Origin of the sequence: Microvirga mediterraneensis (assembly GCF_013520865.1) — a bacterium.
GTDB classification, from domain to species: Bacteria; Pseudomonadota; Alphaproteobacteria; order Rhizobiales; family Beijerinckiaceae; genus Microvirga; species Microvirga mediterraneensis.
In genome coordinates, this window is sequence record NZ_JACDXJ010000001.1 from 4,291,283 (window position 1) to 4,309,578 (window position 18,296).

General features: G+C 64.4%; 24 protein-coding genes. 13 read left to right on the forward strand and 11 right to left on the reverse strand.

Going from position 1 to position 18,296, the window contains the following annotated elements; all coding sequences use genetic code 11:
• Nucleotides 1-76: 76 nt before the first annotated feature.
• The gene (locus tag H0S73_RS20310) at nucleotides 77-391 is read right to left on the reverse strand and encodes a helix-turn-helix domain-containing protein (protein ID WP_246389113.1); all 315 of its coding nucleotides are present in this window, start codon (nucleotides 389-391) and stop codon (nucleotides 77-79) included.
• A 133-nt stretch (nucleotides 392-524) separates the two neighbouring features.
• Between H0S73_RS20310 and H0S73_RS20315 the strand changes: the two genes are divergently transcribed.
• Complete coding sequence (locus tag H0S73_RS20315; RefSeq protein WP_181053845.1) at nucleotides 525-755, forward strand: hypothetical protein; 231 nt, start codon at nucleotides 525-527, stop codon at nucleotides 753-755.
• An 829-nt stretch (nucleotides 756-1,584) separates the two neighbouring features.
• On the forward strand, nucleotides 1,585-1,857 hold the full coding sequence (locus tag H0S73_RS20320) for a hypothetical protein (RefSeq protein ID WP_181053846.1): 273 nt from the start codon (nucleotides 1,585-1,587) through the stop codon (nucleotides 1,855-1,857).
• A 306-nt stretch (nucleotides 1,858-2,163) separates the two neighbouring features.
• On the opposite strand, the gene H0S73_RS20325 is transcribed toward H0S73_RS20320, so the two are convergent.
• Nucleotides 2,164-3,486 carry a sensor histidine kinase gene (locus H0S73_RS20325; protein ID WP_181053847.1) on the reverse strand — a complete coding sequence of 441 codons (1,323 nt, stop codon included), beginning with the start codon at nucleotides 3,484-3,486 and terminating at the stop codon, nucleotides 2,164-2,166.
• 126 nt (nucleotides 3,487-3,612) lie between these two features.
• Nucleotides 3,613-3,771: a DUF3309 family protein gene (locus H0S73_RS20330; protein WP_009494620.1), complete on the reverse strand. Its 159-nt coding sequence runs from the start codon at nucleotides 3,769-3,771 to the stop codon at nucleotides 3,613-3,615.
• A 227-nt stretch (nucleotides 3,772-3,998) separates the two neighbouring features.
• On the opposite strand from H0S73_RS20330, the gene H0S73_RS20335 reads away from it, so the two are divergent.
• Both H0S73_RS20335 and H0S73_RS20340 read left to right on the forward strand, forming a co-directional pair.
• Entirely contained in the window at nucleotides 3,999-4,226 is a 228-nt protein-coding gene (locus H0S73_RS20335; protein WP_181053848.1) for a NepR family anti-sigma factor, read from the forward strand.
• Complete coding sequence (locus H0S73_RS20340; protein WP_181053849.1) at nucleotides 4,223-4,771, forward strand: sigma-70 family RNA polymerase sigma factor; 549 nt, start codon at nucleotides 4,223-4,225, stop codon at nucleotides 4,769-4,771. Before H0S73_RS20335 ends, H0S73_RS20340 begins: the two co-directional genes overlap by 4 nt.
• A 63-nt stretch (nucleotides 4,772-4,834) precedes the next feature.
• Here the strand turns inward: H0S73_RS20340 and infA are convergent, their stop codons facing one another.
• From infA to H0S73_RS20355, 3 genes are all read right to left on the reverse strand, one after another.
• A complete protein-coding gene (infA, locus tag H0S73_RS20345) occupies nucleotides 4,835-5,116 on the reverse strand; it encodes a translation initiation factor IF-1 (RefSeq protein ID WP_009494617.1) in 282 nt (93 codons plus the stop codon).
• Between the two features lie 91 nt (nucleotides 5,117-5,207).
• A complete protein-coding gene (locus H0S73_RS20350) occupies nucleotides 5,208-5,417 on the reverse strand; it encodes a cold-shock protein (protein WP_009494616.1) in 210 nt (69 codons plus the stop codon).
• A gap of 216 nt (nucleotides 5,418-5,633) precedes the next feature.
• The gene (locus H0S73_RS20355) at nucleotides 5,634-5,900 is read right to left on the reverse strand and encodes a hypothetical protein (RefSeq protein ID WP_181053850.1); all 267 of its coding nucleotides are present in this window, start codon (nucleotides 5,898-5,900) and stop codon (nucleotides 5,634-5,636) included.
• Nucleotides 5,901-6,087: 187 nt separating this feature from the next.
• On the opposite strand from H0S73_RS20355, the gene H0S73_RS20360 reads away from it, so the two are divergent.
• The 4 genes from H0S73_RS20360 to H0S73_RS20375 all read left to right on the forward strand — a co-directional run bounded on the left by H0S73_RS20360 (nucleotide 6,088) and on the right by H0S73_RS20375 (nucleotide 9,171).
• The gene (locus H0S73_RS20360) at nucleotides 6,088-6,948 is read left to right on the forward strand and encodes a BON domain-containing protein (protein WP_202049839.1); all 861 of its coding nucleotides are present in this window, start codon (nucleotides 6,088-6,090) and stop codon (nucleotides 6,946-6,948) included.
• Between the two features lie 131 nt (nucleotides 6,949-7,079).
• Nucleotides 7,080-7,457 (forward strand): hypothetical protein, encoded by a 378-nt coding sequence (locus H0S73_RS20365; protein WP_181053851.1) that lies wholly within the window; start codon nucleotides 7,080-7,082, stop codon nucleotides 7,455-7,457.
• A gap of 180 nt (nucleotides 7,458-7,637) precedes the next feature.
• Nucleotides 7,638-8,453 carry a nucleotidyltransferase family protein gene (locus H0S73_RS20370; RefSeq protein ID WP_246389115.1) on the forward strand — a complete coding sequence of 272 codons (816 nt, stop codon included), beginning with the start codon at nucleotides 7,638-7,640 and terminating at the stop codon, nucleotides 8,451-8,453.
• A complete protein-coding gene (locus H0S73_RS20375; RefSeq protein ID WP_181053852.1) occupies nucleotides 8,446-9,171 on the forward strand; it encodes a metallophosphoesterase family protein in 726 nt (241 codons plus the stop codon). Before H0S73_RS20370 ends, H0S73_RS20375 begins: the two co-directional genes overlap by 8 nt.
• A 48-nt stretch (nucleotides 9,172-9,219) precedes the next feature.
• On the opposite strand, the gene H0S73_RS20380 is transcribed toward H0S73_RS20375, so the two are convergent.
• The gene (locus H0S73_RS20380) at nucleotides 9,220-9,441 is read right to left on the reverse strand and encodes a hypothetical protein (protein ID WP_181053853.1); all 222 of its coding nucleotides are present in this window, start codon (nucleotides 9,439-9,441) and stop codon (nucleotides 9,220-9,222) included.
• Between the two features lie 125 nt (nucleotides 9,442-9,566).
• Here H0S73_RS20380 and H0S73_RS20385 point away from each other — a divergent pair, with 125 nt between their 5' ends.
• Complete coding sequence (locus H0S73_RS20385; RefSeq protein WP_181053854.1) at nucleotides 9,567-10,148, forward strand: type 1 glutamine amidotransferase domain-containing protein; 582 nt, start codon at nucleotides 9,567-9,569, stop codon at nucleotides 10,146-10,148.
• A gap of 70 nt (nucleotides 10,149-10,218) precedes the next feature.
• Here H0S73_RS20385 and H0S73_RS20390 read toward each other — a convergent pair whose 3' ends face one another.
• The gene (locus tag H0S73_RS20390; protein ID WP_181053855.1) at nucleotides 10,219-11,214 is read right to left on the reverse strand and encodes a Tim44 domain-containing protein; all 996 of its coding nucleotides are present in this window, start codon (nucleotides 11,212-11,214) and stop codon (nucleotides 10,219-10,221) included.
• 151 nt (nucleotides 11,215-11,365) lie between these two features.
• Nucleotides 11,366-11,641, reverse strand: a complete 276-nt coding sequence (locus H0S73_RS20395) for a DUF3072 domain-containing protein (protein WP_181053856.1) — start codon at nucleotides 11,639-11,641, stop codon at nucleotides 11,366-11,368.
• 179 nt (nucleotides 11,642-11,820) lie between these two features.
• Between H0S73_RS20395 and H0S73_RS20400 the strand changes: the two genes are divergently transcribed.
• The gene (locus H0S73_RS20400; protein ID WP_181053857.1) at nucleotides 11,821-13,065 is read left to right on the forward strand and encodes a Y-family DNA polymerase; all 1,245 of its coding nucleotides are present in this window, start codon (nucleotides 11,821-11,823) and stop codon (nucleotides 13,063-13,065) included.
• Between the two features lie 886 nt (nucleotides 13,066-13,951).
• Here the strand turns inward: H0S73_RS20400 and H0S73_RS20405 are convergent.
• Nucleotides 13,952-14,839, reverse strand: coding sequence for a branched-chain amino acid aminotransferase (locus tag H0S73_RS20405; RefSeq protein WP_181053858.1), 888 nt, complete (start codon nucleotides 14,837-14,839; stop codon nucleotides 13,952-13,954).
• A gap of 160 nt (nucleotides 14,840-14,999) precedes the next feature.
• On the opposite strand from H0S73_RS20405, the gene H0S73_RS20410 reads away from it, so the two are divergent.
• The 3 genes from H0S73_RS20410 to H0S73_RS20420 are packed head-to-tail and all read left to right on the forward strand — an operon-like array spanning nucleotide 15,000 to nucleotide 17,635.
• Nucleotides 15,000-15,521, forward strand: coding sequence for a MarR family winged helix-turn-helix transcriptional regulator (locus H0S73_RS20410; protein WP_181053859.1), 522 nt, complete (start codon nucleotides 15,000-15,002; stop codon nucleotides 15,519-15,521).
• A gap of 33 nt (nucleotides 15,522-15,554) precedes the next feature.
• On the forward strand, nucleotides 15,555-16,271 hold the full coding sequence (locus H0S73_RS20415; RefSeq protein ID WP_181053860.1) for a response regulator: 717 nt from the start codon (nucleotides 15,555-15,557) through the stop codon (nucleotides 16,269-16,271).
• On the forward strand, nucleotides 16,268-17,635 hold the full coding sequence (locus H0S73_RS20420; protein WP_181053861.1) for an ATP-binding protein: 1,368 nt from the start codon (nucleotides 16,268-16,270) through the stop codon (nucleotides 17,633-17,635). Before H0S73_RS20415 ends, H0S73_RS20420 begins: the two co-directional genes overlap by 4 nt.
• A 6-nt stretch (nucleotides 17,636-17,641) precedes the next feature.
• On the opposite strand, the gene H0S73_RS20425 is transcribed toward H0S73_RS20420, so the two are convergent.
• Nucleotides 17,642-18,244, reverse strand: a complete 603-nt coding sequence (locus tag H0S73_RS20425) for an MliC family protein (protein ID WP_181053862.1) — start codon at nucleotides 18,242-18,244, stop codon at nucleotides 17,642-17,644.
• Nucleotides 18,245-18,296 lie beyond the last annotated feature (52 nt).

Genomic DNA, 18,296 nt, shown 5'->3' on the forward strand with positions numbered 1-18,296 from the left:
ATTATACACAAAGCTGGAATGCTGTAGTACGGCACAATAAACATAATTCTCATGTTAAAGTGTGGCCTACGAACGTTCAAGAGATGGACTTCAAAGCCTGCATTACCGAGGCAGGATTGATATTTGATGCCTCCGCAATCGTCAGAAACTCCAACACATCCAACCGACGATCACCGTTCTCGTATTTGCTGATAAAGACCTGATCGACGCCGATGCGTTTGGCGAGTTCGGTCTGGGTCAAGCCTGCTGTCTTGCGCGCGGCGATCAACAGCTCGCAGAAACGCTTGCTCCGTCCTGTATAGAGCGACTTATCCATCATCTCCGCCCATCGAATCGATGGCCAGCGCAATAAAATCCCCTCGATAAAATCCCAAAATGGAATATTAGCCAAAACAGCTAATTTCGCTTCACCCCTCAGAGCGACTGATATACTGGATGATATAGCTTAATTCCGATATTCTATTTTGGAATATCATTGAAAATCATCGATTGGGCAGTCTCAATTCTCATTTGGGACTATTCGTATGCCCGTTTCCTGGAAGCGCTCCCACAAAACCTCTCTCTGGCGTCGGCTCGATCCGACGCAGGCGGGGCGGGTCATGGCGGATTGCTATGGTGAGGGGGCCGGGGCCGAGGTGCTGTTGCGGGCTTTTCTGGAGGAACGGGACATGAACCCGGAGGCGGTCCGCTTCTGGCTGCGGGTCTATGAGCTGCTGAACGGGGCCGGCAAGCCGCAGGACGCCGTGCCGGGCTAGAGCATTTTTCGGTGAAGTGGATCCGGTTCACCGTCAAAAAATGCGGCAAAGCAAACACGAGAGCTCGTTCTATTGCATGGAACGAGCTCTAGGGGCGCGCGTTCGGGCGCTCATGCAAGGCCCGGTCCTTGAGCGGTTGCGACGGCTCCGGTCGCTCCGGCGGGCCTGACGCACTCCGGGTCCTGGCTCCGCTACGTCATGGCCGTCCCCGGACGTGATCCGGCCATTTGGATTAATTGCAGCGCCATCGCTGTCATTCCCGGCCGGAGCGTCAGCGGACGGGAAGGGAATCCACGTTCAGGCGCAACGCCATGGATCCGCTTCCCTCGCCTTCGGCTCGCCGGGGATGACACTCACCCCGTCACGGCCGCCCGTGTTGCGGCCCCCACGTCTTGAAGCAAGTTGAAGACGCAGGCGGCCGGGCCAAGCCCGGTCATGACGCGAGGAGGGATCGTCGGGCGGATGGCATGTTCTCACTTTGTTCTTGACAGGGCGGACAAGCTCGGCTATATCGTTCGCATTCCCGCCCGCCGAGGGGCGCGCTCGCGAGGCGTCAGCCAGTGCGGGGCGGGAGGCGGTCCCGCCGCAGGTCTCGCACACCTGTGGTCGCGGGAGGTCGACCTTGGGCGCTCCCCAGCTGGTCCACCTGAAAAGAACCGCGTGCGAGGCGCCGTCCGGCTCTTCCACTCTCACTCTCACAGCGAGCCGGGCGACACACCGCACCCTCCCTCGACTGACCTTCAGCCCCGGGGCCGACCGGCCCCGGGCGCGAAAACCCATGGCTCTTTCATCCCATTGATTTTCATCACCATCGCCCGGGAAACCCATCATGATCGACGACGACGATATTCCCCTGTTCACCATGCCCGATTTCGACGACACCCTGCGCCGCCTGTCCGACGTGTTCCTGATGCACCGCATCTGCCGCCGGCGCGCCTGCCAGAAGAACGAAAGCTGCCAGGGCGGCTTCGGGCCGCCCTGCTACCTGCAGCGGCGCCACCTCTTCGCCGATGCGCTGCTCTACGAACTGGACGAGTACCGCGCCTTCTGGCGGGACCAGCGCCAGCGGGCCATGCGCGAACCGTCATGGATCCGGCGCTGATGCGACGCCGGCCGCGCAGGCGGTCGCATCGCGCGTCCGAAGCCGGCTCGTAGTCCGCCCACCTCATCCGGAGTGTCCGGCCGGACATGCGCTGCCGGCTCCTCTTAAGTCATCACCTCCCCGGACCTGATCAGGTCCGGGGAAAGGCGTGGCGCTTCACCGGATCCCGTCCGGGAAAACCATGACGAAGAGGGAAACGATCGGTCGGCCGGATGCCGCGGAGAGCCGCGGCCGCGTCTCGCGGGGGGATCCGGAGCGAGCGGGAGGCGCCCTGCCCCGGCGGGTCCCCGGCCTCCCGGCTCGTCGTTACAAGGGCAGGTTCAGCGAGCAGCGCAGGCCTTCGGGCTGGAAGCGCATGTCCAGGAGGCCGCCGAGCTCGTCGCGGATGCTGCGCTCGATGAGGCGCGAGCCGAAGCCGAGACGCTGCGGGGGCTCGACCGGGGGGCCGCCCTGCTCGACCCAATCGACCGCGAGGCGCCTCTGCCCGGTCTCGTCTATTTCGGCCCGCCAGGAAATGTCGAGCCGTCCGTGCGGCACCGAGAGCGCGCCGTACTTCGCCGCATTGGTGGCCAGCTCGTGCAGCGCGAGGCCGAACCCGAGGGCCTGCTGCGGCTTCAGGCGGATCGGCTCGCCCGCCACCGTCACGCGGCCCTTGTCGAGCCCGCCATAGGGGATCATCTCCGCATGAAGGATATCCTCGAGCGAGGCGCTCTCCCACAATTCGCGCGTCAGGACGTTGTGCGTGGCCGACAGAGCCATGAGGCGCGCCTGGAAGGTTTCCTGAAAGCCGTCGAGGTCGCGGCTGCCGCGGCGCGTATGGAGCGCCAGCGACTGCACGACCGAGAGGGTGTTCTTCACCCGGTGGTTCAGCTCCTGCACCAGGAGCATCTGCCGCTCCTGGGCCCGCTTCCGCTCGGTAATGTCCAGGCAGGCGCCGACCATGAGGGCCGGTCCGCCCTTGGTATCCCGCAGCAGGCGGCTGCGGGTATACATCCAGCGCAGGGAACCGTCGGCCAGGATGGCCCGGAACTCGTAATCGACCGTGCCTCCGCTCTCGATCGCCCCGTCGATGGCGCGGCCGATATGCTCGTGATCGTCCGGGTGCACATAGCGGCGGAAATCCCCGCGCTGGCGCGGCGCCTCCGCCGGATCGAGGCCGAAGAGGCGCACGAGGGCCGGGTCCCAGTCGATCGCGTTGGCGCGGAAATCCCAGCGCCATGTCCCGGCTCCGGACGCCTCGAGCGTCGCCAGCAGCCGCTCCTGAGCGACCTCGAGCCGGGCCGCCGCGCTGCGCAGGGACGCGGCCGCCACGACCGAGAAGGCGCCGCCGAACAGGTAAATGGCGAGCCCCGTCAGGGTCTGGGCGGAGAACGGCGCCGGGCCATGGCTGACGGAGAGGAACCCGAAGGTCGCCGCCGCTCCCAGCAGCAGCGCCCCCATCCCGGCCCAGCCGCCCGCCGCGATGGCCGTGAACAGCACCGCCGGGTAGAGGGTGATATAGGGCAGCTCGTCGCCCAGCAGGGGATCGAGCGCATAGCGGACGAGCATCGCCACGCCGACAGACCCTACGGCATGCAGGGACGAGGCGATCCAGGAAAGCGGGCTGAGCGTGGTGAACCGTATCAGCAAGCGGGGCCTATTCTTTTGTCCCGCTATATCACTACATATGAGCGGATTCCAGCATCCGCAGGAAACCCTGCGGCCTTCGCCGCAGGGTCTCTTCTCGTCGGCCGGGGGGCAGGCCCCTGCCTAACCCTAGATCCGGCCCATCAGCAGCAGGATGATGAGGATGAGCAGGACCACGCCGAGAAGGCCGCTCGGGCCGTAACCCCAGCCGCGGCTGTACGGCCAGGCGGGCACCGCGCCGATGAGCAGCAGGATGATCAGAATGAGCAGAATGGTGCTGAGTGCCATGGAAATACTCCCTCCACAAATTTTCGCCGCGAGGATGCGGCGGTCGCTCATGGAAACTTGACCGTAAGCGAAAAAGTTCCCGCGCCTTTGCCTGTGGATGAGTCCCGAAGGGCAGGCCGGGACGCGGAACGATCAGAGCGGCTTGACGTTACTTCCTCGGCGATAAGGGTGCCGCCGTCAGCGCGGCCCTGCGGGAGATCGCTCTTCTCGATGACCAGGACAACTCAATGCAGAAGAAGAATCCGAAAGTGATGCACCGCGACGATCCAGAGCCCGTTCCTGGCCTCAACACATCCGATTCCCCTGCCCTCAGCCGCTCCGTTCAGGCCCAGATCGGCCAGCGTCTGCGCCAGTTCTACGACGCCCTGGCGCTGGGCGAACAGCCGGTGCCAGACCGTTTCATCGAGATCATCAACCGGCTCGACGGCGTGAAGGGAGAGAAGCAGCAATCATGAGTATCGACATCGATTTGCGCGACACCATGCTCAAGGCGACGCCGAATCTTCGCGCCTTCGCCATCTCGCTCACGAACAACGTGGACCGCGCCGACGACCTCGTGCAGGAAACCCTGATGCGGGCGATCGCCAACATCGACCGCTTCCAGCCGGGCACGAACATGCAGGCCTGGCTCTTCACCATCCTGCGCAACCTGTTCCATTCCGAATACCGCAAGCGCCGCCGCGAGGTCGAGGATGCGGATGGCAAATACGCGGCCGCGCTCTCGGTCCAGCCGGACCAGATGCCCCATCTCGATTTCGAGGATCTGCAGAAGGCGCTCGCCCGCCTGCCCCACGACCAGCGCGAGGCGCTGCTGCTGGTCGGCGCCTCGGGCTTCTCCTACGAGCAGGCGGCGGAGATCTGCGGCTGCGCGGTCGGCACCATCAAGAGCCGCGTCAACCGCGCCCGCAACCGCCTCGCCGAGCTGATGCACTTCACCGACATGGAGGAGGATCTCGGCCCGGACCGCGTCACCCTCTCGGTGATGCACGCGGTCGCGTGACGGGCCTCAAGGCAGGCCAAGAGCTTACCACCGACAGGCGCACCTCCGGGAGCGCCTGTCGTTTTAGCGGCGCCGGAACTGCTGGTTGCCGCGCTGCGGCGGACGCGGACCGGAAGAGGCACCCGAATCCTTGTGACGGAAGATAAGCCTGCCCTTTTCCAGGTCGTAGGGCGACATCTCGACGGTCACGCGGTCTCCGGCGAGGGTCTTGATGCGGTTCTTCTTCATCTTGCCAGCCGTATAGGCGATGACCTCGTGCCCGTTGTCGAGCTGCACGCGGTAGCGTGCGTCGGGCAGGATCTCGGTCACAAGCCCTTCGAAGGTAATCAGTTCTTCCTTTGCCATGCAAAGCCTTTCCAACAACAAAAAAGCCGCCCCTGAACCGGAACGGCTATCTGCAAGAGGACGTGCGGGGCACGTCCTCCGGCATTAAACCTTACGCGTTCTGCAGGTTCACTGCAGACTGGCGGCCGGTGCGCTGGTCGGTCTGAAGCTCGTAAGAGATCTTCTGGCCTTCGCGCAAGCCGCGCATGCCGGCCCGCTCGAGAGCGGTCGCATGAACGAACACGTCCTTGCCGCCGTTGTCGGGCTGGATGAAACCATAACCCTTGGTTTCATTGTACCACTTCACGGTTCCCTGTTCCATGGGAATTCCTTTCACTGTCGTTTGCACGTGGATGTGGGCCAAAGGCCAGTCACCCGTTAGTCGATAGATGGTAGAGAGAAGGAACGTGCGCCCGGCAGTGCCAAAGCGGGAAGCCCAGTCGTCCGGCCAAATGTCGATGAGGCTGTACCTAAGGCACGGTTGGGGCAATTACAAGGCAATGTCCCCTTAAGGGATAAACCGGCCCGACCTGGAAAATCAGGCCTTTCGACCGCCCTGGCGGATCCCGGAAACGATATGCTGCAAGGCCTCCTCGCCGGCCGGGGTGAAGGAGATCTCATGCCCGTCGGCTTTGACCAGGCCCCGTCCGTCGAGTTCGTCCACAGCGGCGTCGCTGGCCCTGTGGCCGACGCCGTCCTTCTGGACCACGCTGCGGACCCGCTGGCCGCTCGACAGCTCGTGATAGGCCGCGAAGGCGAAGACCGCCAGCGCCTCGTCGCTCAACCCGGACAGATCCGCCATCATGCACCTCGACACTCCTGAAAATCCTGTTCCGGTCAATGCGGGTTGCGGTCCGACCGTTCAAGCACGGCCGTGGAAAAAACCTCGGCTGCCCCGGCGTTCCCGCCCAGGAACACTCGCCCGGCCTTCACGTTGGTTGCGCGACGGCCCCTCCGGGTGGCCCCGATCCATGATGACGAGGAGCGCTTCCATGGCCAATGAACGCCGCTACGGCAATCAGGATTTCGACTGGCGTGACCGCGAGGACGACGGCTACATCGCGCGCCGGGGTTTCGGCAACCGGCGCGCAGGATACGAGCGGGGATCCCGCTGGGGCGAAGATGAAGGCTGGCGCCTCGAGCGCGAGGTCCGCGAGCGCGACTATGGGGACTCGGCCGGCTACGGCAGCGGCGGCTCGTCCCTCGACTGGCGCGACGTGGTCGGCGAGGATCGCGGAGGCTATGAGCGGCCCGTCTTCGGCTCCGACCGCCGCAGCGACCCGGATCAGTTCGGGCAGGACCGGTACGGCCGGAACCGTTCCGGTTCGGAGAGCTTCGGACGCGGCTCGCGCGACTACAACGAGGATCGCGGCTTCTTCGAGCGAGCGGGCGACGAGGTCCGCTCCTGGTTCGGCGACGAGGACGCGGAACGCCGCCGCGAGCGGGACATGCGCGAGGCCGGAATGCATCGCGGTCGTGGGCCGAAGGGCTATCAGCGTTCCGATGCCCGCATTACGGAAGACGTGAACGACCGCCTCACGGAGGATCCCCATATCGACGCGTCGGAGATCGAGGTGCGGGTGGAGAACCGCGAGGTCACGCTCACCGGCACCGTGAACAGCCGCTTCGAGAAGCGGCACGCGGAGGATCTGGCCGAGTCCGTCTCCGGCGTCACTCACGTGCAGAACAACCTTCGGGTCCAGCAGCCGGCGGATGCGGGCATCGCCGGCTCCATGATGTCCGGCGCGGGCGCTGCGGGCGCGGGGAGCACCGGCTTGGTGGAGACCTCGGGCGCCGGCAGGGCCGCACCGACCCGGCGGCGGCCCGGCGGCTCCTCGGAAAGCGGGATCTGACCGCCCCTGCCCGGTTTACCAGGATGCGCTTCTCCCCTTGGGGGCGAGGCGCATCCGTCGTACGAAGGCCCTTAGCCTTTCCCCCGGCACAGGTGCTCCCCATATGGGAGATGGGAAAGACGAGGACACATATGGCAGGTATTTCGGTCACGCTCGAAGGCGACAACATTCAGCTGGCATTCCAGAAGGGCGAGCAATCGACCGCCGTGGTCATGGATCCCCATGCCGCCCGCTCGCTCGTCAGGGCCGTGAGCCAGCTGCTCTCCGCCATCGGCGAATCCACCGAGGAAGGCGGCGACGACACGCCGGAGGAACTGGTCGACGTGACGTCCCAGACCATCGATGTCGGCATGGACGAGCACGGCATGGCCGTCGTGGCCCTTCAGGCCGGCATGATGCCGCCCTTCCTTTTGCGTCTGAAGGATGACGAAGCCCGTCACATCGCCCAAAGCCTGCTCGAGATCCTCAACAGCCCGCGCGACGTTCGGGTCTCGCACGGGGATCATTAAGGCCTTTTCCGGCGAAGAAGGACCGGCTCAACGCTCGAGCAGCGGCGCAGCTCGACGCTCAAGAAAGCTTGATCCGCACCTGAGCAGTCCCTCGGGCCCTTAGCTCGGCCGGCGCGGAACTTCATTACGGCCATTCTGTTGTCGAACGCGGGGCATTCTCGGCCGCGCTTGGACAAGGCCATGGCAGTTCACGATCCAGATCTCGTTTCAGGTATCCACCATGGCGTCCCTCTCATGGACGCCAAAGCGGAGCCGACCCTCAAATACCCAGAATCCGAAGCCTTCTATGCGGAGGCACTCCGCGAGTTGAACAATCTCGGCCTGCCCTTCCTGCTCGCCGGCACTTATGCCCTGTCGGCCTATACGGGGATCACGCGGCCGACCAAGGACCTCGACATCTTCTGCAAGGCCGGCGACTACACCCGCGTCCTGTCGCATTTCAAGAGCATCGGCTATTCCGTCGAGATCGAGGACGACCGCTGGCTCGGCAAGGTGTTCAAGGGCCAGTACTTCTTCGACGTGATCTTCGCCTCGTCGAACGGCACCATGCCGATCGGCGACCAGTGGTTCGAGCGCGCGCGCCAGATCGAAGTCTTCGGCAACCCGGTGCGCATTGTCGGGCCGACCGAGCTCGTCTGGTCGAAATGCTTCATCCAGCTGCGCCACCGCTATGACGGCGCGGACGTGGCGCACACGATCCTGAAAGCGCATGACCAGATCGACTGGCATGCCCTGCTCGCCTACATGGAAGTGCATTGGGAGGTGCTGCTCATGCACCTTCTCAACTTCCGCTGGATCTACCCATCGGAGCGCGACAAGGTTCCGCGCTGGGTGATGGACGAGCTCCTCGACAGACTTTCCAAGCAGCTCGATCTTCCGCCGCCGCAGATGAAGGTCTGCCGTGGGCGGATGTTCTCCCGCATCGACTACGAGATCGATGTCAAGCAATGGGGCTTCGCCGACGTCGGCGGCGAAGGTGAATGGCGGAATGAGTGACGAACCAAAGCCAATCATGAAGGTCGCGGCCATGGGCGACCTTCATGTTCGCGAAGACAACTGGGTATCCTACCGCGACCTGTTCGGCGAAATTTCGAGAGAGGCCGATGTCCTCGTGCTCGCCGGTGACCTCACCGATCTCGGCAAGCCGAAGGAAGCCGAACTTCTGGCGCAGGACATCAAGTCCTGCTCGATTCCCGTGGTCGGGGTGCTCGGCAATCACGATTACGAATGCGGCGCTCACGAGGAGGTGACGCACATTCTCCGCGATGCCGGAATGCGGGTCCTCGACGGGCAGTCCGTCGAGATCGAGGGTGTCGGATTCGTCGGCGTCAAAGGCTTTGCCGGCGGCTTCGGGCGTCGGATGCTCGGCTCCTTCGGCGAGCCGGCCATCAAGCAGTTCGTCGGCGAGACCATGAACGAGACGCTGCGGCTCGAGAACGCCATGCGGCAGGTGCGCGCGAAGCGTTCGATGGTCATTCTCCATTACGCGCCGATCACGGAGACGATCGAAAGCGAGCCTTTGGAAATCTATCCGTTCCTGGGTTCGTCCCGGCTGGCGGAAACCATCGACCGCTTCAAGGTCAGCGCCATCGTTCATGGCCATGCTCATCGCGGCCGCTTCGAGGGTCGCACGCCCGGCGGTCAGCCGGTCTACAACGTCGCCAAGCATATCGAGAAGCCGAACGGCAAGCCTTACGCCATCATCGAGATCTGAACCGGCGCGCCTGTGGCCGCCGGCTCATGCTGCGGCCGATGTCCAGGCTCAGAAGCGCGTGCCGGGATTCGTCGGATTGCCGGGAAGATAATCCGGTTCGGAGCCGGGGCCCTTCGGGTCGGTGATGCCCGGATCGTTGACGGGATACGGCGTGCGCGGCCCGGTCGGGCCGATATCCGGCTCCTCGTCGGGCATCGTGCCCGGCGGAACCTCGCTCGGGATGTTGCCGCCGGGAGCAGGTTCGTTGGTCGGCACTCCTGGGTTGGTCATCGCTTCTTCCTTGTTTCGAAAGCCGTGACTGGGTCAACAGGCCCGTCCCGCCAGGGTTCCCGCGAGCGGAACCCCTTATCCCTCCATCCGTTTTCAAACAGATCCCCCAACGAATGGAGAATGCGATGCCTGACATTAAACAGGCCAAGATCCTCATCATGGCGACCGATGGTTTCGAGGAATCGGAGCTCACGGTCCCGCAGGAAAAGCTCGCCGATGCCGGTGCGACGGTCGAAGTCGCGGCGCCGAAATCCCGCATGAAGTCCGGCAAGATCTACGGCTGGGACAAGACGGATTGGGGCAAGACCGTATCGGTCGACAAGGACCTCGAAGACGTGAACCCGTCCGATTACGATGCGCTCGTTCTGCCCGGTGGGCAGATCAATCCCGATAAGCTGCGCGTGGAGCCGAAGGCGCTCGAGATCATCCGAGCCTTCTACTCCTCCGGAAAAACTCTCGCGGCCATCTGTCACGCGCCCTGGCTCCTCATCGAGGCCGGCGTGATCAAGGGCAAGCAATGCACGTCCTATCATTCGATCAAGACGGATGTGATCAACGCCGGCGGACAATGGCGGGACGAGACGGTCGTGACCGATCAGGGCCTCATCACCAGCCGCAATCCGGGCGATCTCGATGCCTTCGTGAGCAAGATCATCGAGGAAATCCGCGAGGGCTCCCATGCGGGCCGGCGTGCGGCGGCAGAATAAGTCTCATCTTTCCGGACACAAAAAAGCGGCCGGTGAGAACCGGCCGCTTTCGCATTCCTATGATCGGGATTTAGGCCTGCTGGATCGCCGAGACTTTCCAGGAACCGCCCTGATCGCGGCGGAACGTCCAGAGCTCCGTCGCCTCCTCGACCTTGTTCGGATCGCCTTCCACCACACGGCCTGTGGCCCTGTCGGTCATGACGTCGGTGATGCCGAAGCGCATGGCGACGGTGGCGTAATCCGTGCTGCCCTCACGCCAGGCTTCCGAAAGGTCGCCCTGGTTGAGGCGGACGTTGGAGAGCTTGTTCACGACGCCGCGGGCGGCGTTGTCGTTGAGCTCCTCCTGAATGTATCCGGCCATCTCGGGCGTGGCGAGCTGCCAGAGCTTCGCGACGTCTTCCCGCGAATAGGCGTCCTGCATCTCGACGAGGCCGCGTTCGAAGGCCGCAAAATCGCTCTCGCCGATGCCGATCTCGTCGCGAACGCCCGGACGGGCCTGAGCCTGCTGAGGCCGACCGCCGAGGGCGCCGCCCAGGGCACTGCCGAGACCGCCGCCCAAACCGGCCCCCAAGCCGCCGCCCATGGAACGGGCATAGCCCTGGTCAGGGCCGGCATAGGCCGGCTCCTGGCGCCTGCGGAACCACTTCATGGCGAAGGAGACCAGCAGGACCACGAGGCCGATCTGGAGCAGGAGACCGAAGATCGACGCAAGGCCGCCGAGACCGCCGAAGAAGCCATGGCCGAACAGCATGCCGAGCAGGCCCGCGCCGAACAGGCCGGCCATCAGGCCCGTGCCGAATCCGAAGCGGCGAGGCTGTGCCACGTTCGGGGCCGGCGTGCCGGGCCGGGTCATGTTCGGGCCCTGGTTCGGGATCTGCGAGCGCTGGATCGGGGCCGCCGCTTCAGGGGCCGTCCGGGTTGCCGGCGGGGGCGTGTAGGTGCGCGCGCCGCGCGAGCCGAAACTGCTCCGGCCGCCGACTCGAGCCTCAGCCGCACTTCCGGCAAGGACCAAGGCCGCCGCCAAGGCGACCATCACCCGACTGCGGCGAGAAGCGAATTTCATCATCGTCTTTGTTTTCCATCCCTCTGGAGCACAATGCTCCTTGGGCATCATGTGGTGATGCCCGGAGGATTCCGGAAGGGTCGGGCCCATCGATTTTGGCCGCCGCCGCCGCCAACCTTGTGAAAGCGGGGATGACAGCGGCAGCATACCGACCTCAACGCCCCTGCTTCTGCTTCAGCTGGTCGATCCGCTTCGAGGCTTCGGCCTTGTCGAGATCGGGGTCGAAAGCCTTCGGATCGTGCGCCTGCTCGGACAGGGTTTTCAAATAGGACGCCTGGGCGCCGGTCATCGGCTCGTCGCCGGAAACCCATTCGTCCGGATCCTTGATCTGGTTGTCGGAAAGATCAGGGTGCACCTTCGGGTTATCTGCCTCTGCGGAAGGCTTATGGTTAACCGCGGAGTGGTTCGTCGCTTTATCATGCGAAGACATTCAGGACTCCTATTGTTCTCATTTTGTTCTGAAACGAGAACACTCTTGCAGAGCGTTGGTTCCTCAAGGAAAGGCGGATTAACCCGGCCGATTATTCCCCGTTATCCACAGATACCGGCCTCGACTCGCCGCCAAGCTTATGTTCTTGATCTGTTCTTGATCAGCAAGCAGGTGGCGGCATGCGCAAACCGACCGGTCTGGAGCGGCTCTATGTCGACTTCGATTCCTTCTTCGCCAGCGCCGAGCAGCACCTTCAGCCGCATCTGCGCGGCAGGCCCGTCGGGGTGATCCCGGTCGATTCCGAGCACACGGGCCTCATCGCCGTCAGCCGGGAGGCGAAGACCATGGGGATCAAGCGCGGCACCTTCGTGCGCGATGCCCGCAGGCAATGCCCCGGCCTCGTTCTCGTGACGGCGCGGCACGAGCTCTATGTGCAGCTGCACAAGGAGATCATCCGGGCCATCGAAACCGTGGTTCCGGTGAAGGCGGTCTGCTCCATCGACGAGATGCTCTGCGCGCTCCTCCCCGCCGAGTGGCCGCAGGCGCTCCGGATCGGGCAGCGGGTCAAGGAGGCCATCGCCACGGGGATCGGCCCTACCCTGACCTGTTCGGTCGGCCTCGGCCCGAACGACCTCCTGGCCAAGATCGCAGCCGAGATGGAAAAGCCCGACGGTCTCGTGGCCCTCCACCCGGACGACCTGCCCGGCCGCTTGCTGTCCCTCGATCTGACGGATATTCCCGGCATCGCCCGGGGCAACGCGGCGCGCCTGGCCCGCGCCGGGATCGCCGACATGGAGGCCTTGTGGCGGCTCCAGCCCAAGGAACTGCGCCGGCTCTGGGGCAGCGTCGAGGGGGAGCGGCTCTGGATGGGACTCCATGGCCATACGGTGGAGCGCCCCGAGACGCAGCGACGGATGTTCGGGCATGGGCGCGTCCTGCCGGCGGACTGGCGCTCGCTGAACGGCGCCTATGCGGCAGCCCGCGTGCTCCTTGCCAAGGCCTCGGCCCGGATGCGCCGCGCCGGCTTCTCGGCCCGGGCGCTCGCCCTCTGGCTGACGGACAGGAACAGTGCCGGATGGTACGGCGAGGAGCGTTTCCGGCCGACCTGGGACGACCCGTCCCTGCTGGCCTCGCTGAACCGCCTGTTCCTGCATGCCGAACGGGAGGAGATGCATCGCAGCCGCAGCGTGCATGTGGCCCTGCACGATCTGGTGCCGCTGGGCGAGATCGAGGAGGATCTGTTCGACCACACGCCGGAGGCGCAGCTCAAGCGCCGGATGGAATATCTGTCGACCATCGCCGACCGGCTGAACGTCACCCACCGCAGGACCCTCCTCCACTGGGGACCATGGGTGACGATCCCCGGCGGCTATGCGGGGGCGAAGATCGCCTTCAACCGCATTCCCGATGCAGAGGATTTCTAGAACTCTTACCGTCCTGGCCGCTCCCCAACCTGAGCCGGGGTCAGTTATGGGCATCCACGCCTTGGCAGCGGTGCGGTTCCCAGGACGTTGGTGGCCGGGACTGATCCCCGGATCAAGTCCGGGGCCGGTCATGACGCGGGTGGAGCCGATGCTTGTGTCAAAGAGCCAGCACCTTTGGGCCCGCAGCTTGCGCTGCGAGCCTTTCGGGTTCGAGGGTGGCGCGTCGGGCAGCCCGGCTCGCTCGTGTGTGTTGATGGAAGAGCCGAACTGCTCGTCACGCACGGTTCTTTTCAGGTGGACCAGCTGGGGAGCCCCCAAGGTCGACCTCCCGCGACCACAGGCGTGCGAGGCCTGCGGCGGGACCGTGCCTGCTCTCACTCTTGCGACGCCTCGCGAGCGCGCCCCTCGTCAGAGCAGATCTAGGGCAACGATATAGCCAAGGTTATCCGCCCTGTCAAGAACAAAGTGAGAACATAACATCGCCTCGCACCCGGAGCCCTCCTCCTGAGGAGCAGCACAGCGGCGTCTCGAAGGATCGTCCAGGGCGCCTCCAGCTCCTCCTTCGCGACGCCACGGCGTGGCGCCTCAGGATGAGGCCGGAGGGTATTGGCACGGAAGCCGTGGATGGCCGCAACAAGTGCGGCCATGACTTGAGGGTTTCCTCACCTCCCCGGACTTGATCGGGGACGGTCAGGATGGGGTGGGGAGCACTCCTCCCCTCCAGGGGGAGGAAATCCGCGCGAGCCGTGACGAACGAGGTCGTCGAACGAGGGCTTAGAGCATTCTCGGTGAAGTGGATCCGGTTCACCGTCGAAAATTGCGGTCAAACAAGAGAGGTGTTTCCACTGAGGTGGAAACACCTCTAGGCGCGTGGCGGCAGAATGCCTTAAGCCGCCTTGCTCTTGGGCTGCACCTCGGCCGAGTAGTCTTCCATCAGCACCTTGGTCATGTTGCCCGGCTGGAAGCGGTGGGGGCCGATCTCCGACACGGGCGTTACTTCCGCGGCCGTGCCGGTGATGAAGCATTCGTTGAAGCTCGGGAGTTCCTCCGGCATGATCCGGCGCTCCTCCACCCCGAAGCCGCGACGCTTGGCGAGATCGATCACCGTGCGGCGGGTGATGCCGTCGAGGAAGCAGTCGGCGATCGGCGTGTGAACGACACCGTCGCGGATGAAGAACACGTTGGCGCCGGTGCACTCCGCCACCCGCCCCTGCCAGTCGAGCATGAGCGCATCGGCATAGCCATTCCGCTCAGCCTTATGCTTGGAGATGGTGCAGATCATGTAGAGACCCGCGGCCTTCGCGGCCGAAGGGGCGGTCGCCGGATCGGGACGGCGATACTCCGCCATGTCGATGCGGATGCCCTTCATCTTCTGGGCCGGGTCGAAATAGCTCGGCCATTCCCAGGCTGCGATGGCGAGGTGAATCTTGTTGTGCTGAGCGGCGACACCCATCATTTCCGAGCCGCGCCAGGCGACGGGGCGCAGATAAGCATCCGTCATGCCGTTCTTCTCCAGCACGAGGCGCTTGGCCGCGTCGATCTCGGCCACCGTGTAGGGGATCTCGAAATCGAGGATCTGGGCCGATTTCTTGAGACGCTCCGAATGCTCGGTCGACTTGAAGATCTCGCCGCCATACGCCCGCTCGCCTTCGAACACGGAGGATCCGTAATGCAGGCCATGCGAAAGCACGTGGAGCTTGGCGTCCTTCCAGGGTACGATCTGCCCGTCGTACCAGATCCATCCATCACGTTGATCGAAGGGGGTCGCGGACATCGTTTTCTCCTTGAATGCCGACCTTTGTGGCAACCGGGGCCGTGTAATTTCCGGTTTGCTTACAGGCGATTTCAATTTCATTCATTTCGCCGAAGCGACTTGACGAGTAACAATCGTCCTGAGATATGTCAACAAGGCTGACATAAAAATTGGAAACAGGATGGTGCCAGACGCAATTCCGGCTTTGAAGTCTCAGCAATCCGGCAAGGATGTTCTGGTCGAGCAACCGGCTTACGACCTCATTGAACTGTTCTTCTTCGCCTATCGCGACTTCGTCAGCGATCCCGACAGGATCCTGGACGAATACGGTTTCGGCCGGGCCCATCACCGCGTCCTGCACTTCGTCAGCCGGCAACCGGGCCTGACGATCGCGGAACTCCTGGACATTCTGCGGATCACGAAGCAGAGCCTCAACCGGGTCCTGAAGGAACTGATCGAGAAGGATTTCATCGAGAGCCGGATGGGCACCTCCGACCGGCGGCAGCGACTGCTCTTCGCCACGGGCAAAGGCCACGATTTGGCCTTGAAACTCGCCAAGCTGCAGACCCGCCGCATCATGCGGGCCCTGTCGGACATGGACCCGGAGGCGAAGGAAACGGTCAGCCGCTATCTTCTGCGCCTCATCGATCCGGACGACAGCGCCCATGTGAAGCAGCTCGTATTCGGTCTCGAGAAAACCTGATAAGCAGGGTCCGACAAAGCAGCTTTAAGCCAGATGGATGCACGCATCGACATTCCCGACCATGCCCCGCACGTGCTCGTGGTGGACGACGACCGGCGCCTGCGCGACCTGCTGACCCGCTTCCTTACCGAGAACGGCTATCGGGTGACGGCCGCCGCCAGCGCGGCCGAGGCACGGGCGAAGGCGGGGAACTTCGTGTTCGACGCCCTCGTGCTCGACGTGATGATGCCCGGGGAGACGGGGTTCGAATACGCGCGCAGCCTGCGTGAGCATTCACAGGTGCCGATCCTGATGCTCACGGCGCGGGCGGACGCCTCGGACCGGGTGACGGGCCTCGAAATCGGCGCGGACGATTACCTGCCCAAGCCCTTCGAGCCGCGCGAGCTTCTGCTGCGTCTCGGCAACATCCTCAAGCGGGCCCTGCCCGTGCCGGGCGGGCCGAGCACTGACGCCCCCGAGATCATTCATTTCGGCCCGTTCTCGTATCGCTTCGACCGCGGCGAGCTGCGGCGCGGGGACGAGGTGGTGCGGATCACGGAACGCGAGCGCGAGATCCTGACCATCCTCGGGAACCATGCGGGCGACAACGTTCCGCGCGAGGCGCTGTCCGGCAATGGCATCGCGGCCAACGAGCGCACGGTGGACGTGCAGATCAACCGGCTGCGGCGCAAGATCGAGATCGATCCCGCCAACCCGACCTTCCTCCAGACCGTCCGCGGCATCGGTTATCGCCTCGTGATCGACCGATGAAGATCGGAGCGACCCTGCGCTATTCGCCTCTCGACCACGCCGCACGCTGGTTCGGCCGCTTCCTGCCGAAAGGGCTCTATGCCCGCGCGCTCATCATCATCATCGCACCGGTCATCCTGCTGCAATCCGTCGTCGCCTACGTGTTCATGGAGCGACATTATCAGCTCGTCACGCGGCGTCTGTCCTCGGCGGTGACGGCGGATATCTCGGCCCTCATCGACATCTACGAGAGCTACCCGCAGGACAAGGATGCGAGCACGCTGTCCCGCATCGCGTCGGAGCGCCTGCAGCTCGACGTGGACATCCTGCGCAACACCGATCTGCCGCCGCCCGGCCCCAAGCCCTTCTTCGACATTCTCGACGAAACCCTGACCGACGAATTACGGCGCCAGATCGACCGTCCTTACTGGATCGATACGGTCGGCCGGTCGAGCTATGTGGAGATCCGCATCAAGCTCGATCAGAACGACGTCATGCGCGTTCTGGCGCGGCGCAGCCAGGCCTATGCGTCCAACTCGCATATCTTCCTTGTCTGGATGGGCGGCTCGTCCTTCGTGCTGCTCGGCATCGCGATCCTGTTCCTGCGCAACCAGATCAGGCCGATCCTGCGCCTTGCCGAGGCCGCAGAGGCACTGGGAAAGGGACGTGAGATCGAGTTCCGACCGCGCGGCGCACGCGAGGTGCGACAGGCCGGCCACGCCTTCCTGGAGATGAAGCGGCGCATCGAGCGCAACATCGAGCAGCGCACAGCGATGCTGAACGGCGTGAGCCACGACCTGCGCACCATTCTCACGCGCTTCAAGCTCTCCCTCGTCTTCCTGGGCCAGACGCCGGAGGTGGAGGATCTCAAGCGCGACGTGGACGAAATGAGCCGCATGCTCGAAGGCTATCTCGCCTTCGCGCGGGGCGACGGCGGCGATGCGGGCGAGCAGGCGGTCGCGACGGATCTGCGGCAGCTCCTCGAAGAGGTTCAGTCCGATGCGGAACGGCAGGGCCATGTGACGGAACTCGACATCATCGGAGACCCGATGATCACCGTGCGCCCGGACGCCTTCCGCCGTCTCCTGTTCAATCTCGTGTCGAACGCGGCCCGGCACGGCGACCGGATCGAGATCACCGCCAACCACGAAACGCGCTGGCTCGTCCTGCATGTGGACGACGACGGCCCCGGCATTCCGGCCGAGATGCGCGAGGAGGTCTTCAAGCCCTTCATGCGCCTGGACGAAGCGCGCAATCAGGACGAAGGCGGATCGGGTCTCGGCCTCGCCATCGCCCGCGACGTCGCCCGCTCCCACGGCGGCGACATCATGCTGGGAGAGAGCCCGCTCGGAGGCCTGCGCGCGACGGTGCGGCTGCCGGCCTGAGAACCGTCACGGCACCTTCCTGCAGCGCATCTCGGGTGCGCCGTAACCCCAAGTGATTGCGGCTTCGCCCTGGTGCTCCCAGAAGCTTTCGTTGCGTCCCTGATAGCGCGCTCCGCTTCCCGACGGCTGAACAACCATCAGCGAGACGCTGTCGCCGCGCTCGGCGATCATCGTCGAAGGATCGGTCTGGAAGAACGTGACGACAACCTCGTTGCGCGGATCTCCGTCACAGGCAAAGGTCACGGGACCGATGCTGGGCACGAGCCGGTAACGCGCCTGGAGTTCGGCGATGCGGCGCTGGTACTCTCCTTCCACGCAGGCGCGCTTGCCGTCGCTTTTCCAGCAATCGTCGCGCCCCTTGATCCAGCCGCGCTGCTCCGCCCTCAGCACGGGCGGATGCTCGTTTTCCGCCTTGCGGGCGGCGAGGGCATAGACGTCGGCGAGCTTGCGGTCGAGCGCCGACAAGGCGCCGTCGGTGCAAACCATTTCCGCGATGCTTCCCGCCCCCACCTTGCCACAGGGGAAGGACGGTCCCTGAGCCAATGCCGCTCCGGCGCCCATGCCGGTCATGACGGCTGCGCCCAGGAATCTCGATACGGATCGAAGCATCGTAGCGTCTCTTCTCATGGGCAAGTCTCCCGTCGAAGAAGCAAGGGTTGCC